Genomic DNA, 14,743 nt, shown 5'->3' on the forward strand with positions numbered 1-14,743 from the left:
AACTGCCCGCCAAACAAAAAAGGGGCTCGGAAGAGCCCCGTTTTCGCTGCAGCGGCCGAAACTACCGGAACATCGCTGCAACTAACCACGCAGTGCTAATTTCGCAATTAGGCTGCAACGGCGGCTTTCACCTGCTTGACGATCGCAGCAAAAGCAGCCTTGTCGAACACCGCCATGTCGGCCAGGACCTTACGGTCGAGTTCGATCGACGCCTTCTTCAGGCCGTTGATGAACACGCTGTAGGTCATGTCGTGCTGGCGAACTGCCGCGTTGATACGCGTGATCCACAGTGCGCGGAACACACGCTTCTTGTTGCGGCGATCGCGGTACGCGTACTGACCAGCGCGCATCACCGCCTGCTTGGCGATGCGGTAGACGTTATTGCGACGGCCGCGATAACCCTTGGCCAGGTTGATGATCTTCTTGTGGCGGGCCCGTGCGGTTACCCCACGTTTGACTCGAGGCATGTTTCTCTCCTTGGAGTATCAGTTGAGGGGTTACGCGAACGGCAGCATTGCGCGGACGGAGTTCAGATCGGAATCATGAACTGCCGTTGCGCCGCGCAGGTGACGCTTGTTCTTCGTGGTTTTCTTGGTCAGGATGTGACGCTTGAAGGCTTGACCGCGCTTGACGGTACCGCCCGGACGCACCACGAAGCGCTTTGCAGCACTCTTCTTGGTCTTCATCTTAGGCATGACGAACAACTCCAGTTTATTTGATGGCGATGGGTGTGCGGTTGGCTTGCGCCCTTGACCCGCCCTTCGAAACCCAGTCCACTTGTGTACGGCGAACCGCTTGCGCAGCCGCCGTCATTGTTGGCGCGCCGCCCTGACCGGGCAACGCACCGAACCACTTTCGAACCTGCGCGCCATGCGCGCGGGCCCGTTACTTCTTTTTCTTCGGCGAGAGCACCATGATCATCTGGCGCCCTTCCATCTTCGGCATCTGCTCGACCTGGCCGACTTCCTCGAGATCCGTGCGCAGACGCTCAAGCATCCGCATGCCGATCTCCTGGTGAGCCATTTCACGGCCGCGGAAACGCAACGTGATCTTCGTCTTGTCGCCCTCTTCGAGGAAGCGCACGAGATTGCGAAGCTTGACGTTGTAGTCACCGTCATCGGTACCCGGGCGGAATTTGACTTCCTTCACCTGGATGACCTTCTGCTTCAGCTTGGCTTCGTGCTGCTTCTTGGACTCCTGATACTTGAACTTGCCGTAGTCCATCAGACGGCAGACCGGCGGAACCGCTTGCGGCGCGATTTCCACCAGGTCAACATCCAGCTCTTCCGATTTACGGAAAGCATCAGCGAGTTTTACGATACCGAGCGGTTCGTTCTCGATCCCGACCAGACGCACTTCCGGCGCAGTGATTTCACCGTTGATGCGATGCGACGACTTATCAGTAGCGATGTTACGTTTCCTCTAAAAATTAAAAAAACGAGCCGCGCTGCCAGGGCGGTTACTTGAACGAGCGCAGGTCTTCCTGCAGACGCTCAACGAAGGCTTCGATCGGCATAACGCCAAGATCGACGCCGCCACGGGCACGCACGGCTACCGTTTGCGCATCACGCTCCTTATCGCCCACGACGAGGAGATAAGGCACCTTTTCCAGCGTGTGCTCGCGTATTTTATAGCTAATCTTCTCGTTGCGCAAATCGGCCGCCACTCTAACCCCTTGTTTTTGCAACGTTTGGGCCAGAGATTGTGCGTATTCCGCCTGACTTTCGGCGATATTGAGCACAATTGCCTGGAACGGCGCGAGCCAGACCGGCATTGCACCAGCGTGGTGCTCGATCAGAATGCCGAGGAATCGCTCCATCGAACCGACGATCGCACGGTGCAGCATCACGGGCCGGCGGCGGCTGTTGTCTTCCGCGACGTACTCGGCACCGAGGCGTTCCGGCAGCATCATGTCGAGCTGCAGCGTGCCGCATTGCCACGAACGGCCGAGCGCGTCCTTGATGTGGTACTCGATCTTCGGTCCATAGAACGCACCTTCGCCCGGCAGTTCTTCCCACGACAGGCCGCAGGCCGTCAGCGCTTCGCGCAGCCCCTGCTCGGCACGGTCCCACGTTTCGTCGGAACCCATGCGCTGCTCGGGACGCAGCGACAGCTTGATGTCGATGTGCTCGAAGCCGAAATCGCCGTACACGCTCATCGCGAGCTTGTTGAACGCGATCGACTCGGCAATGATCTGGTCTTCCGTACAGAAGATGTGCGCATCGTCCTGCACGAAGCCGCGCACGCGCATCAGGCCATGCAGCGCGCCCGATGCCTCGTTGCGATGGCACGAACCGAATTCCGCGTAGCGCAGCGGCAGGTCGCGGTACGAGCGCAGGCCGTGCTTGAACACCTGAACGTGACCCGGACAGTTCATCGGCTTGATCGCGTAGTCGCGCTTCTCCGACTCCGTCGTGAACATGTTCTCGCGGTAGTTCTGCCAGTGGCCCGACGCCTCCCACAGCGAGCGGTCCATGATCATCGGGGTCTTGATCTCGAGGTAGCCGGCTTCGTTCACGCGGCGGCGCATGTACTGCTCGACCTGCTGCCACAACGCCCAGCCCTTCGGATGCCAGAACACCATGCCCGGCGATTCTTCCTGCATGTGGAACAGGTCGAGCTGCTTGCCGAGCTTGCGGTGGTCGCGCTTTTCCGCTTCCTCGAGCATGTGCAGGTATTGATCCTGATCTTCCTTCTTCGTCCAGGCCGTACCGTAGATGCGCTGCAACTGTTCGTTCTTCGAGTCGCCGCGCCAGTACGCGCCCGCGACCTTCATCAGCTTGAAGACCTTCAGCTTGCCGGTCGACGGCACGTGCGGGCCGCGGCAGAGGTCCGTGAAGCCGCCGTGCGAGTACAGCTTGATTTCGTCGCTTTGCGGAATCGATTCGATGATTTCGGCCTTGTACTTCTCGCCGAGGCTGCGGAAATAGCCGGCCGCCTCGTCGCGCGACACGACGCGGCGCGTCACGGGCTCGTCCTTCTTCGCGAGTTCCTGCATGCGCTTTTCGATCTTTTCCAGATCTTCGGGCGTAAACGGGCGGTTATACGAGAAGTCGTAGTAGAAGCCGTTGTCGATCACCGGACCGATCGTCACCTGCGCATCCGGATACAGGTCCTTCACCGCGTAGGCAAGCAAGTGCGCGGTCGAGTGACGGATGATGTCGAGACCGTCGGCATCCTTGTCCGTGACGATTGCGAGCGACGCATCGCGATCGATGACCGTGGACGTATCGACCAGCTCGCCGTCGAGCTTGCCACCAAGCGCAGCCTTCGCAAGGCCGGGACCGATCGAGGCCGCAACCTCGGCAACTGTCACCGGATGCTCGTATTGTCGAACTGAGCCGTCAGGCAAGCGTATCGAAACCATAGCAATCTCCGTGATGCCGACAGTGGGCGGCAGACCAAGCACGCGATATCAAAGTCACGCGCGAAAATTTCGCGACAAAAAAAATGCGGCCCCGCTTTCGAGGGGCCGCATTCGATACTTCACTCAAACTGAAAGGGCGAAAGGGTTCCTCGACTAGCGTCGCTCCGAAAAGGTTTCGGTCAACGTTCGCGGTGTCATAACCGTATTCGCCTTGTTCGCGTTGAGTTATTTACTGCATCGAACACCCGGAAACCGGGCATTCTCAATTCGTTGGTAGGCTCGATTGGACTCGAACCAACGACCCCCACCATGTCAAGGTGGTGCTCTAACCAGCTGAGCTACGAGCCTAGAGAAGCTGAAATTATATGGAGCTACCGTTCACTTGGCAAGCGTTTTTATGCGGTCGCAGCAAAATGATCGCGCTCCAACCCCATTTACAGGGACGTCACGTCTTGCGCCCCGCCCGCACGACACCCGGCACTTCGCCGAGCAGCGTGCACGCGCGCTGGACCTGCGCGGAATTCGACACCTCGACCGTGAACTGCATGAATGCCGCATTCCGGCGGCTCTGCGTCTTCACGCCCACCACGTTCATCTTCTCGCGTGCGAACACTTCGGAGATGTCGCGCAGCAAGCCCTGCCGGTCGCTCGCCTCGATCATCAGATCGACCGGATAGACGGACGCGCCACGGCCGCCCAGCACGTCGGCCGACCAGGTCGTCTGCAACACGCGCTCCGGCGCCCGTTCGGCCATGCGCCGGAACGTCGGGCAGTCGCTGCGGTGAATCGACATCCCCTTGCCGCGCGTCACGAAGCCGCTGATCGGGTCCGGCGGCGCCGGACGGCAGCAGCGCGCAAGCTGGGTCAGCAGCGCATCGACGCCGACCACCAGCACGCCGGTCGACGCGCCGTGCGCGACACTCGCCCCGCTGCTGCGTTTCTCGAAATCGGCGGGCGCCTCGGGCGCATGTTCGGGCGGCGGCGCATCGGACAGCGCATGCTCGACGTTGCGCAGGCTGAATTCTTCCTTGCCGACGACCGAGAACAGTTCCTCGGGCGACTTGAAGCCGAGCTTCGCGGCGAGGTTGTCGAGATTGACCGAGGTCTTGCCCTCGCGCTGCAGCGTCTTTTCGACGAGCGCGCGACCATGCGCGATGTTCTCTTCCTGCTCGATCGAGTTGAACCACGCACGCACCTTCTGCCGCGCACGCGGACTCTTCAGGTAGCCGAGCTGCAGGTTCAGCCAGTCGCGCGACGGCCCACCCTCCTTCACCGCGACGATCTCGACCGTCTGGCCGTTCGCGAGCGCCGTGTTCAGCGGCACCATCACGCCGTCGACGCGCGCGCCGCGGCAGCGATGGCCGAGCTCGCTGTGCAGGTGGTACGCGAAATCGACCGGCGTCGCGCCCTGCGGCAACGCAATCACCCGCGCCTGCGGCGTCAGCACGTAAATGTGGTCGTCGTCGAGCGACGTCTCGCGCAGTTGAGCCCACGCCTGGTCGCCGGATACTTCCGTGCCGTCCTCGACGTCGTCCTTCCATGCGAGCAGCTGGCGCAGCCACGCGATCTTCTCGTCGTACTTGTCGCTCGCCGAGAACTGGCCGCCATAGCCGCGTGCGCCGGCCTCCTTGTAGCGCCAGTGCGCGGCGACACCGTACTCCGCGAAACGGTGCATTTCCTGCGTGCGGATCTGCACTTCGAACGCGCGGCCGTCGTCGCCGATCACGACCGTATGCAGCGACTTGTAGCCGTTCGGCTTCGGACGCGAGATGTAATCGTCGAATTCCTTCGGCACCGGCTGCCACAGGTGATGCACGATGCCGAGCACCGCGTAGCAATCCTTGATGTCCGGCACGATCACGCGGAACGCGCGCACGTCGTACAGCTCGGAGAAATCGAGCTCCTTGCCGCGCATCTTGCGCCAGATGCTGTAGATGTGCTTCGGCCGCCCGCTCACGTCGGCCGGGATGTGCGCTTCCGCCAGCTCGTGCTGCAGCCGCTCGATCGCCTGCGCGACGTACGCCTCGCGTTCGATGCGCTTTTCATCGAGCAGCTTGGCGATGCGCTTGTAGGTGACCGGATCCTCGAAGCGGAACGCGAGGTCCTCGAGCTCCCACTTCAGCTGCCAGATACCGAGACGGTTCGCGAGCGGCGCATAGATCTCGAGCGTCTCGCGCGCGACGTCGGGCGGTGGATCGATCTTCGCCGCCGCGTAGTAGCGCAGCGATTGCAACCGCGACGCCAGCCGGATCAGCACCACGCGGATGTCCTGCGCGAACGCGAGCAGCATCTTGCGCAACGCCTCGATCTGCGTGCGCCGCTCTTGGGCGGCGTCGCGCCCGGCGTCCGGCATTGCGTTCTGCGCCGCGCGCAGGCTGACGGTGCCGAGCCGCAGCAGCTTGCGCACGTCGGATACGAGCCGCGCGACCTCTTCGCCGAAACGTTCGGTCAGCTCCCGCTCGGGATCGCTCAGGTGCGGCGTCAGCACGAACAGCGCGGCCGCCTGCATCGCGTGCGGATCGACGTTCAGCGTGCGCATGATCGACGCCGTGCCCGCCGAATGATCGGCCAGCAGCTCGCCCGACGACAGGCGTGCGTCACCGGCACGCTCGCGCACGAACGCGAGCACGTCGTCGAACGACGGTGCTGCGACGGAAGAAGCGGAAACGGACTCGGTCATCGCACGGCCTGGCGCATTGCTGTCATCGGAATGCTTCGCTCAGCTCCGTTGCGCGGCGACGACGACGATCTCGACGAGCAGCGCCGGATCCGCGAGCTTCGCCTCGACGGTCGCGCGCGGCGGCGTATTGCCCTGCGCGACCCACGCGTCCCACTCCGCGTTCATGCCCTCGAAGTTCGCGAGATCCGAAATGTAGATCTGCACCGACAGCAGATGTGCCTTGTCGCTGTTCGCTTCGGCGAGCAGGCGGTCGATGTGGCCGAGCACTTCGCGCGTCTGGCCCTTGATGTCCTGGGTGGTGTCTTCGGCGATCTGGCCGGCCAGATACACGGTACCGTTGTGGATCGCGGTTTCGGAGAGGCGCGCTCCGACGTGGTGACGAATGACTGCCATGGAATGTTCCGGTCGTATGAGTGGGTGAGAATCGGCGACGACGCGGCCCGCGTGCCGCCGAACCGCATATTATGACGCGTTTATGCGCCGCCTTCGACGAAAAACCGGCGGGCAAGCGCAATCTGGTCATCGCCGATGAACGCCGGCGCATGGCCCACGCCCTGGATCTCGGCCTGCGTCACGTGCCGGCCGCGACGCACCATCTCCGCCACCGTGTCGCGCGACAGCAGGTCGGAACGCTCGCCGCGCACGACGAGCAGCGACGCGTCGGTGGTCTCGATCGCGCGCCACAGCGCGGCCTCGCCGAGCGCGGCCAGCTCGGGCGTCGTCGCCTTGAACGGCTCGGCGATGCGCGGATCGTAGCGCATCGTCCACCCCCCGTCGGGCAGCTCGCGCAGCAACGGCCCGTTGATCTCGCGCCATTCGTCGTCGGTCAACGCGCCAAACGGCAGCGACAGCGACGTCAGATAGTCGATGCCCTCCTGTTCGGTCGCGAAACGCGGCTGCACGCCGAGGTATTCGCCGATGCGCGTCAGCGAATCGGGCTCGATGCGCGGGCCGACGTCGTTGACGATCATCCGGCGCAGCGGCGAACCGGGAAGCCCCGCGAGCGCCATGCCGATCAGGCCGCCCATCGACGTGCCGAACCAGTCGACCGACTCGACGTCGAGCCGCGCGATCAGCGTGACCATGTCGGCCACATATTGCGGAATCGCATAAAGCCGCGGATCGGCGAGCCAGTCGGAGCGTCCGCGCCCGACGACGTCGGGGCAGACGACGCGATACGTATCGGACAACGCGGCGGCAAGCCGGTCGAAGTCGCGCCCCGAACGGGTCAGGCCGTGCACGCAGACCAGCACGCGAGGATTGGCGGGGTCGCCCCATTCGGTATAGGCGACATGGTGAAGGCCGGCGGCGCTCGCACACTGCACGCGTCGCTGACGGGGAACCGGAGGATTCGCTGAGGTTGTTGGCATCGTTGGCATCCTGTCGAACGGGGGCGGTGCGGCGGGCAACACTCGCGCCGCCCGATGCGAACGATTGTAAACCGCTTCGCAACGACGGGCCGTGACGCGGCCGCGGTCATCCGACGCCTCTTCGCGACCGCTCACGCACTGCGGCGCCACGCCTCACGCAACTGGTCGCGCAGGAAATCGACGAACGCCCGCACGCGCAGCGGCACGTGACGGCCACCGGGATAGACGGCATGGAGCGGTGCCGCAGGCGCCGCGAATGTCGGCAACACACGCACCAGCCGGCCGGCCTCGAGATCGGCACCGACGTCCCAGATCGACTTCAGCGCAATGCCCGCGCCCTCCAATGCCAACGTACGAGCCGCACCACCGTCGTTCGTCAGCAGCGCGGCCGTCACTTCGACCGCCACTGCGCCCTGTGCACCGTCGAACCGCCACTCCGTACGAGGCTGGTCGCCCATCACGATGCATCGATGTGCACGAAGTTCGGCCGGATGAGCCGGCAGCCCGTGCACGGCGAGATAGCTCGACGACGCGCAAAGCACGCGATGATTCGGCGCCAGTTCGCGCGCGATCATCGTCGAATCGGCAAGGCTGCCGATCCGCACGGCAACGTCGATGTCCTGCGCGAGCAGATCGACGATCGCGTCGGTCAGCATCAGTTGCACGATCAACTCCGGATGTTGCCGCTGAAACGCCGCGACGAGCGGCGCGATCCGCAGCCGGCCGAGCTCACCGGGCGCCGTCAGGCGCAGCACGCCGCTGACCGTGCCGCGACGGTCGCTCATCAGCGTTTCGGCGCGATCGACCTCGGCCAGGATGCGCAGCACCTGCGCATGGAACTGCGCCCCGTCGTCGGTCAGCGCCTGCTGCCGCGTCGTCCGGTGCAGCAGCCGCACGCCGAGCTGCGACTCGAGATGCGCGAGCCGCTTGCTGACGACGGACAGCGACAAGTCAAGCTCGCGCGCCGCCGCGGACAGGCTGCCGGCCGACACGATTCTCGCGAACGTATCGAGCGCCGGGAGATCGTCGATCAGCATCGCGGCACCTGCCCTGCGTCGCCCTTTCCTTTTTTCGAATAATCCATTCGCCTTTTCCCCGTATTTCAGCTCGAAACGGAAACCTACCATACCTGTACCGCGTCGCCCCACGACGCCATCCAGAGGACACCCGAAACCATGTCGATCCCCTTTCCTTCGATCGCACGCCCGATCAGCCGCGTCATCGCTGCAGCGGCCTGCGTCGTTGCGCTGTCGCCTGCCGCATCCCGCGCCGCCGACCTTCTCGATGCGCACAGCCTGACGGTCGCGGCCGACGTGCCGGCTACGCAGGCACGTGCGCAAATCCTCGCCGCGCGTCGCTACGGCACCTTCTGGAATACCGGTGATGCCGCCCTCGCCCGCGCCGCACTCGCGGCCGATTTCGTCGACCGAACGTTGCCGGCCGGTCGTGAGCAAGGTGTAGCGGGACCGCTCGCCGCGTCCGGCACGATGCGTACGGCCATCCCGGACCTGCGCTGCGACATCGAACAGATGATCGTGGCGGGCGACCGTGTCGTCGTGCACCTGCACTTTCGCGGACATTTCACCGGCACGTTCAATGGAACGATCGGAAGCGGACAGGCGATCGACTTCATCGCGACCGACATCTACCGGATCGACCACGGCCGGATAGCGGAAAACTGGCACATCGAGGACAACCTGACGCTGATGCGTCAGCTCGGGCTCGTCGGCTGACGGAGGAAACGATGACTCACCGCAATCACGGTTCGACAACGCATCCGGCTCGCCGCACGTTTCTTGCACAAGCGGGCGCCGGGCTGGCAGCCGGCATCGCGATGGCCGCGGGCGCCTCCGGGTCGGCGACGGCCGCCCCGACACCGGGCCCCGCATCGGCAGTAACCGGCGGGTTCTGGCAGGACGACACGCGCCTCGTCATCTCGATCTCGATGCAGTTCGAGGCCGGCGGACAACCGCCCAAGGGCGCGGACAGTCCGTTCCCGTCCGTCGAATTCCCGTCGTCGGTGCCGGTCGATCTGGCCTCGGCCACGTGGTTCGCATATGGCTACCGCGAAGGCATTCCGCGCCTTCTCGACCTGTGGGACCGGCATGGCGTGAAAGTCACGTCGCACATGATCGGAGAGGCCGCGCGCCGGCATCCCGAACTGGCACGCGAGATCGTGTCGCGCGGCCACGAAGCGGCCGCGCACGGCCCGACCTGGCGATCGCAGTTCGCGATGAATCGCGACGACGAGCGCCGCTTCCTCACCGAAGCCCGCGACATGGTCGAAGCAGTGACGGGCAGGCGCCCGATCGGCTACAACTGCAACTGGCTGCGGCGCGGACCGAACACGCTGCCGCTGCTGCAGGAACTCGGCTACGTGTATCACATCGACGACGTCAGCCGCGACGAGCCCTTCATCGAAACCGTCGACGGTCGCGATTTCGCGGTCGTTCCGTACACGTTGCGCAACAACGACATCCTGCTGATCGAAGGCCGCAACTATTCGCCGACGATGTTCCTCGAGCAGATCAAGCTCGATTTCGACCAGTTGTACGCGGAAGCCGGACAGCGGCGGCGATTGATGTCGATCAGCGCGCACGACCGGATCAGCGGCACGCCGCAGATGGTCCGTGCGTGGGACGCATTCCTGCACTACGCTCGATCGCATCCGGGCGTTGCGTTCATGCGCAAGGACGACATTGCCCGCTTTGCCCTGCACAGCCCGTCGACGTTGCGCGAAGCCGAAACGATCTGACCGGATTGCGCTCACCTCATCACTTCGGAAGGACCACCATGAACGATTCACTCCCTGGAAAGAAGGTACTCGTCGTCGGCGGCAGTTCCGGCATCGGTGCCGCCGCCGCGAACGCATTCGCACAACGGGGCGCTGTCGTGACGATTGCATCGCGCGCCCCGGCCCGGTTCAATGCAGATGTCGCGCCGGGCGCGCAAGTCCGCGCCGAAGCGCTCGACATCACCGATACGGCGGCCGTCGATGCGTTCTGCGCGCGCGCCGGACAGTTCGACCACGTCGTGATTTCGGCGGCGAAGACGGCGACGGGCCCGGTCCGCGCGCTGCCGCTTGCCGACGCGCAAGCCGCGATGGACAGCAAATTCTGGGGCGCATACCGCGTCGCACGCTCGATCGATATCGCGCCCGGCGGCTCGCTGACGTTCGTGTCGGGCTACCTCAGCGTACGGCCAAACGCATCGTCGGTCCTGCAGGGCGCGATCAACGCGGCGCTCGAGGCGCTCGCCCGCGGCCTTGCACTCGAGCTGGCACCCGTTCGAGTGAATGCCGTGTCGCCCGGCCTGATCGCGACGCCATTGTGGGACAAGCTCGCGCCCGATGCGCGCGACGCGATGTACGCGGGCGCCGCGCAGCGCCTTCCGGCACGCCGCGTGGGCCAGCCGGAGGACGTCGCGAATGCGATCGTGTATCTGGCGACAACGCCTTATGCGACCGGCTCGACGGTGCTGATCGACGGCGGCGGTGCAATCGCGTAGCGTATGCGGCCATGACAAAACGCCCCGCGTTCCATCGCGGAACGCGGGGCGTCGAGAGTCGTGCCGAAAAGCGGTTGCTTACGCGACCGCGCTCACATCGAGCGGTGCGCCCGTCTTCGTCTGGATCTCTTCCACGCTTACGCCGTCGGCGAGCTCGAGCACCTTCAGGCCATTCGGCGTCACTTCGATCACGCCAAGATCTGTGATGATCAGGTCGACCACGCCGACGCCCGTCAGCGGCAGATTGCATTCGTCGAGGATCTTGTGCTGGTCGCCCTTCGCGACGTGCTCCATCAGCACGACGACGCGCTTCACACCCGCGACGAGGTCCATCGCGCCGCCCATCCCCTTGATCATCTTGCCCGGGATCATCCAGTTCGCGAGATCGCCCGTCTTGCTGACCTGCATCGCGCCGAGGATCGCGAGGTTGATGTGGCCGCCGCGGATCATCGCGAACGAATCGGCCGACGAGAAGATCGACGAACCCGGCAGCGTCGTGACGGTCTGCTTTCCGGCGTTGATCAGGTCGGCGTCGACTTCGTCCTCGGTCGGCGACGGGCCAATGCCGAGCAGGCCGTTTTCCGACTGCAGCCACACCTCGACGCCCGCCGGCACGTGGTTTGCGACGAGCGTCGGCAGCCCGATGCCCAGGTTCACATAGAAGCCGTCCTGCAGTTCCTTTGCCGCGCGCGCGGCCATCTGGTCACGATTCCAGGCCATGTCAGTCTCCTTTCGCGCGTACGACGCGTTGTTCGATGCGTTTTTCGGGCGTCGCGTTCAACACGATTCGCTGCACGAAGATCCCCGGCGTATGGATCTGATCCGGATCGAGCGTGCCGTTCTCGACGATCTCCTCGACTTCCGCCACGGTGATCTTGCCCGCCATCGCGCACATCGGGTTGAAGTTGCGCGCGGTGCGGCGATAGATCAGGTTGCCGGATTTGTCGGCCTTCCACGCCTTCACAAGCGCGACGTCGGCCGTCAGCGACGGCTCGAGCACGTAGTGGCGATCACCGAACTGGCGCGTTTCCTTGCCTTCCGCGATCACGGTGCCGTAGCCGGTGTTCGTGAAAAACGCGGGGATGCCGGCGCCGCCCGCGCGCAGCTTCTCGGCGAGCGTGCCTTGCGGCGTGAATTCGAGTTCGAGTTCGCCGGCCAGATACTGGCGCTCGAACTCCTTGTTCTCGCCGACGTACGACGAGATCATCTTCTTGATCTGGCGCGTTTCCAGCAGCAGGCCGAGACCGAAGCCGTCGACACCCGCGTTGTTGCTGATGCAGGTGATGCCCTTGACGGCGGAATCGCGCAGCGCCGCGATCAGCGCCTCGGGAATCCCGCACAGGCCGAAGCCGCCCACCGCGAAGGTCTGTCCGTCGCGGACGATCCCTTCCAGCGCGGCAGCCGCGCTTGGATAGACTTTGTTCATCTGTATGTCCCTTCCTCTATGGAAACCAGCAAAACCGGTTCACGCGCCCACTGGGCCGCAAGCCCGCCGCATCATTCTATGCATGCACGGCGATACCTGCGTCGAAGCGCGCTGTTTTTATATCGCGACAAGGCGCCGCGAGATGCCTGAAAGGGTACGATGCGGCGCGGATGCGGCACAATACGCAAAAATACATAAGCGTTTGCCTCCGCTTGCCTGCGCCATGCCCGCTCTCGATTACCAGACTGCCTTTCACCTCGCGCCGCTCGGCCTCGTGATGTCGCGCGACCGCGTGATCGAGGACTGCAACGACGCGCTCGCGTCGATCTTCCGCTGTGCGCGGGCCGATCTGATCGGAAAGTCGTACGAAGTGCTCTATCCATCGCCGGACGAGTTCCAGCGCATCGGCGAGCGCATTTCGCGCGTGATGATCGCGAATGGCACCTACGCCGATGACAGAATCATGAAACGAGCCGACGGCGAGCTGTTCTGGTGCCACGTGACGGGCCGCGCGCTCGACCGCACCGCACCGCTCGCGGCCGGCGTCTGGACGTTCGAGGACCTGAGCGCGACGCGCCGCGTCGCCGTCGAGCTGACGCCGCGCGAGCGCGAGATCGCCGCGCAGCTCGCGACCGGCAAGACCAGCAAGCAGATCGGGCGCGTGCTCGACATCAGTTCGCGCACGGTCGACATCTATCGGGCGCGGCTGATGCGCAAGTACGGCACGAACAATACGCCGGAACTGCTGCAGCGCCTGCTCGGCCAGTAAAAGCACCCCGGAATGGCAATCGGCCGCGTGAAGCGGCCGATTCGGGAGATCAATGGAAAATGGCGACACACCGGCGCCCGGGCGCCGGCTTCGGTGCCGCCGCGCTCAGCCGACCTTCGCCGCGAGCGCGCGCTCGATCGTGTCGCGCAGCAGTTGCGGCAACGGCACCGACTTGCCGAGCGCGTAGTCGACCCATACGCAGCGCGCGTTGCCGCGCGCATAGACGTGCTCCGGATCGTCCGCGCGCGTCAGCTCGAAACCGGTGTCGAAGCTGCTGCGGCCGGGCTTCGCGGCCGACATCCTCGCGATCACGTCGCCCGGATAGTGCAGTTGCTTCAGGAATTCCATCGACGCCGTGACGATCACAGGCCCCTGCCCCTCACCATTGCCGCCCGCGATGCCGAGTTGCTCGAACCACGAAATCCGGGCCTGTTCCATGTAGCGGAAATAGACCGTGTTGTTCACGTGGCCGAACGCATCCATGTCGCCCCAGCGGATCGGCATCGACATTTCAAATACGGGGGAATATTCGCTCATTGCAGTCTTCTTTGTTGCTGAATGTCATCCACTCAGGCGAGGCCGAAGCCGTCGTCGGCGGAGATAATCGAGCCATTGATGAACTGCGACTCGTCGGCCGCGAGCAGCAACAACAGCCCGTCGAGATCCTGCGGCTTGCCGACGCGCCGGCGCGGCAGCATCGACTGCAGCTTCTGGCCCTGCTCGGTTTCCCACAGGTAATGATTGATTTCGGTATCGATATAGCCCGGACAGATCGCGTTGACGTTGATTCCGTGGCGGCCCCATTCGAGCGCCATCGCACGCGTCATCTGCACGACCGCCGACTTGCTCATCGCATACAGCCCGATCTGCGGAAACACGCGCAGCCCGGCTACCGAAGCGATGTTGATGATCCGGTAAGGCGGCTTGCCGTTGCCGTTCCCGCGCATGATCATCCGCTTCGCGACTTCCTGCGCGACGAAAAACGCGCCGCGCGTGTTGGTGTCGAACACGAACTCGAAATCGGCCGGCGTCACGTCGACGAGCTTCTGCATCGTCGAGACGCCCGAATTGTTCACGAGGATGTCGATCGTGCCGGCTTCCGTTTCCGCGTGCGCGATGGCCGCCTTGATGCTCTGCACGTCGGTGACGTCGAGCGACACGACGTGCGCGGCACCGCCCGCCGCCTCGATTTCCGCGCGCAACTCCTTCAGGCGCTCGACGCGGCGGCTCGCGAGCACGACCTTCGCGCCGGCCTGCGACAGCACCTGTGCGAAGCGTTGCCCGAGGCCGCTCGATGCGCCCGTGACCAGCGCGACCTTGCCTTCCAGATTGATCGATCGACCCATTGCACATCCCCTTTCGATGTCGTTTCGCCGCCGCGGGCGCCCTGTCCCACGCAGCATAACCCTAGCACAAAAAATAGAACGATCGTGCTAATCTACGCGCATGCTGTTGCGGCAAGCGTTTCGTTTCGCAGACAATACGCTCCCGAATAAAAGCATTCTAACGGTTAGAGGAACGCCAATGACCCCCGCAAGCCTCATCGAGCAATACGGCCCGCGCGAATCGATGGAATACGACGTCGTGATCGTCGGCGGCGGCCCCGCCGGGCTGTCGGCGGCGA

The 14,743-nt window shown here is 64.2% G+C and carries 16 protein-coding genes and 1 tRNA gene; 4 read left to right on the forward strand and 13 right to left on the reverse strand.

What is annotated here, in order from left to right:
• Positions 1-107 precede the first annotated feature (107 nt).
• From rplT to WS45_RS21055, 9 genes are all read right to left on the reverse strand, one after another.
• Positions 108-467, reverse strand: a complete 360-nt coding sequence (gene rplT / locus WS45_RS21015; RefSeq protein ID WP_004192938.1) for a 50S ribosomal protein L20 — start codon at positions 465-467, stop codon at positions 108-110.
• A gap of 30 nt (positions 468-497) precedes the next feature.
• Positions 498-695: a 50S ribosomal protein L35 gene (gene rpmI, locus WS45_RS21020; protein ID WP_004191477.1), complete on the reverse strand. Its 198-nt coding sequence runs from the start codon at positions 693-695 to the stop codon at positions 498-500.
• 190 nt (positions 696-885) lie between these two features.
• Positions 886-1,410, reverse strand: coding sequence for a translation initiation factor IF-3 (gene infC, locus WS45_RS21025; RefSeq protein ID WP_071734130.1), 525 nt, complete (start codon positions 1,408-1,410; stop codon positions 886-888).
• Positions 1,411-1,459: 49 nt separating this feature from the next.
• On the reverse strand, positions 1,460-3,367 hold the full coding sequence (gene thrS / locus WS45_RS21030; protein WP_059701484.1) for a threonine--tRNA ligase: 1,908 nt from the start codon (positions 3,365-3,367) through the stop codon (positions 1,460-1,462).
• A 271-nt stretch (positions 3,368-3,638) separates the two neighbouring features.
• Positions 3,639-3,715, reverse strand: a tRNA-Val gene (locus WS45_RS21035).
• A gap of 97 nt (positions 3,716-3,812) precedes the next feature.
• The gene (locus WS45_RS21040; protein ID WP_059691823.1) at positions 3,813-6,047 is read right to left on the reverse strand and encodes a RelA/SpoT family protein; all 2,235 of its coding nucleotides are present in this window, start codon (positions 6,045-6,047) and stop codon (positions 3,813-3,815) included.
• 39 nt (positions 6,048-6,086) lie between these two features.
• Positions 6,087-6,440, reverse strand: coding sequence for a RidA family protein (locus WS45_RS21045; RefSeq protein ID WP_014897238.1), 354 nt, complete (start codon positions 6,438-6,440; stop codon positions 6,087-6,089).
• 80 nt (positions 6,441-6,520) lie between these two features.
• A complete protein-coding gene (locus tag WS45_RS21050) occupies positions 6,521-7,417 on the reverse strand; it encodes an alpha/beta fold hydrolase (protein ID WP_059533099.1) in 897 nt (298 codons plus the stop codon).
• Between the two features lie 131 nt (positions 7,418-7,548).
• Positions 7,549-8,454, reverse strand: a complete 906-nt coding sequence (locus WS45_RS21055) for a LysR family transcriptional regulator (RefSeq protein WP_059701486.1) — start codon at positions 8,452-8,454, stop codon at positions 7,549-7,551.
• A 138-nt stretch (positions 8,455-8,592) separates the two neighbouring features.
• On the opposite strand from WS45_RS21055, the gene WS45_RS21060 reads away from it, so the two are divergent.
• The 3 genes from WS45_RS21060 to WS45_RS21070 are packed head-to-tail and all read left to right on the forward strand — an operon-like array spanning position 8,593 to position 10,924.
• Positions 8,593-9,150, forward strand: a complete 558-nt coding sequence (locus tag WS45_RS21060; RefSeq protein ID WP_059701488.1) for an ester cyclase — start codon at positions 8,593-8,595, stop codon at positions 9,148-9,150.
• An 11-nt stretch (positions 9,151-9,161) separates the two neighbouring features.
• Positions 9,162-10,172: a polysaccharide deacetylase family protein gene (locus WS45_RS21065; RefSeq protein WP_059701489.1), complete on the forward strand. Its 1,011-nt coding sequence runs from the start codon at positions 9,162-9,164 to the stop codon at positions 10,170-10,172.
• A 38-nt stretch (positions 10,173-10,210) separates the two neighbouring features.
• Positions 10,211-10,924: an SDR family oxidoreductase gene (locus WS45_RS21070; RefSeq protein WP_059701491.1), complete on the forward strand. Its 714-nt coding sequence runs from the start codon at positions 10,211-10,213 to the stop codon at positions 10,922-10,924.
• Between the two features lie 78 nt (positions 10,925-11,002).
• On the opposite strand, the gene WS45_RS21075 is transcribed toward WS45_RS21070, so the two are convergent.
• Positions 11,003-11,644, reverse strand: coding sequence for a CoA transferase subunit B (locus WS45_RS21075; RefSeq protein ID WP_059533109.1), 642 nt, complete (start codon positions 11,642-11,644; stop codon positions 11,003-11,005).
• A gap of 1 nt (position 11,645) precedes the next feature.
• Positions 11,646-12,350 (reverse strand): CoA transferase subunit A, encoded by a 705-nt coding sequence (locus WS45_RS21080; RefSeq protein ID WP_059533110.1) that lies wholly within the window; start codon positions 12,348-12,350, stop codon positions 11,646-11,648.
• 223 nt (positions 12,351-12,573) lie between these two features.
• Here WS45_RS21080 and WS45_RS21085 point away from each other — a divergent pair, with 223 nt between their 5' ends.
• Positions 12,574-13,119, forward strand: coding sequence for a LuxR C-terminal-related transcriptional regulator (locus WS45_RS21085; RefSeq protein WP_059447349.1), 546 nt, complete (start codon positions 12,574-12,576; stop codon positions 13,117-13,119).
• A gap of 105 nt (positions 13,120-13,224) precedes the next feature.
• Here WS45_RS21085 and WS45_RS21090 read toward each other — a convergent pair whose 3' ends face one another.
• Positions 13,225-13,656, reverse strand: coding sequence for an acyl-CoA thioesterase (locus WS45_RS21090; RefSeq protein WP_059533112.1), 432 nt, complete (start codon positions 13,654-13,656; stop codon positions 13,225-13,227).
• Positions 13,657-13,688: 32 nt separating this feature from the next.
• Complete coding sequence (locus WS45_RS21095) at positions 13,689-14,465, reverse strand: SDR family oxidoreductase (protein ID WP_059533114.1); 777 nt, start codon at positions 14,463-14,465, stop codon at positions 13,689-13,691.
• Positions 14,466-14,743: the final 278 nt, after the last annotated feature.

Origin of the sequence: Burkholderia sp. RF2-non_BP3, from assembly GCF_001522185.1 — a bacterium.
In the GTDB taxonomy this organism is placed as follows: domain Bacteria; phylum Pseudomonadota; class Gammaproteobacteria; order Burkholderiales; family Burkholderiaceae; genus Burkholderia; species Burkholderia diffusa.

Bases quoted from the DNA above. Each gene is read 5' to 3' on its own strand.
- WS45_RS21080 (WP_059533110.1), bottom strand. From the start codon at position 12,350: ATGAACAAAGTCTATCCAAGCGCGGCTGCCGCGCTGGAAGGGATCGTC.
- WS45_RS21055 (WP_059701486.1), bottom strand. From the start codon at position 8,454: ATGCTGATCGACGATCTCCCGGCGCTCGATACGTTCGCGAGAATCGTG.
- WS45_RS21050 (WP_059533099.1), bottom strand. From the start codon at position 7,417: ATGCCAACAACCTCAGCGAATCCTCCGGTTCCCCGTCAGCGACGCGTG.
- WS45_RS21075 (WP_059533109.1), bottom strand. From the start codon at position 11,644: ATGGCCTGGAATCGTGACCAGATGGCCGCGCGCGCGGCAAAGGAACTG.
- rpmI (WP_004191477.1), bottom strand. From the start codon at position 695: ATGCCTAAGATGAAGACCAAGAAGAGTGCTGCAAAGCGCTTCGTGGTG.
- rplT (WP_004192938.1), bottom strand. From the start codon at position 467: ATGCCTCGAGTCAAACGTGGGGTAACCGCACGGGCCCGCCACAAGAAG.
- WS45_RS21090 (WP_059533112.1), bottom strand. From the start codon at position 13,656: ATGAGCGAATATTCCCCCGTATTTGAAATGTCGATGCCGATCCGCTGG.
- WS45_RS21040 (WP_059691823.1), bottom strand. From the start codon at position 6,047: ATGACCGAGTCCGTTTCCGCTTCTTCCGTCGCAGCACCGTCGTTCGAC.
- thrS (WP_059701484.1), bottom strand. From the start codon at position 3,367: ATGGTTTCGATACGCTTGCCTGACGGCTCAGTTCGACAATACGAGCAT.
- WS45_RS21095 (WP_059533114.1), bottom strand. From the start codon at position 14,465: ATGGGTCGATCGATCAATCTGGAAGGCAAGGTCGCGCTGGTCACGGGC.
- WS45_RS21045 (WP_014897238.1), bottom strand. From the start codon at position 6,440: ATGGCAGTCATTCGTCACCACGTCGGAGCGCGCCTCTCCGAAACCGCG.
- WS45_RS21085 (WP_059447349.1), top strand. From the start codon at position 12,574: ATGCCCGCTCTCGATTACCAGACTGCCTTTCACCTCGCGCCGCTCGGC.
- WS45_RS21070 (WP_059701491.1), top strand. From the start codon at position 10,211: ATGAACGATTCACTCCCTGGAAAGAAGGTACTCGTCGTCGGCGGCAGT.
- WS45_RS21060 (WP_059701488.1), top strand. From the start codon at position 8,593: ATGTCGATCCCCTTTCCTTCGATCGCACGCCCGATCAGCCGCGTCATC.
- WS45_RS21065 (WP_059701489.1), top strand. From the start codon at position 9,162: ATGACTCACCGCAATCACGGTTCGACAACGCATCCGGCTCGCCGCACG.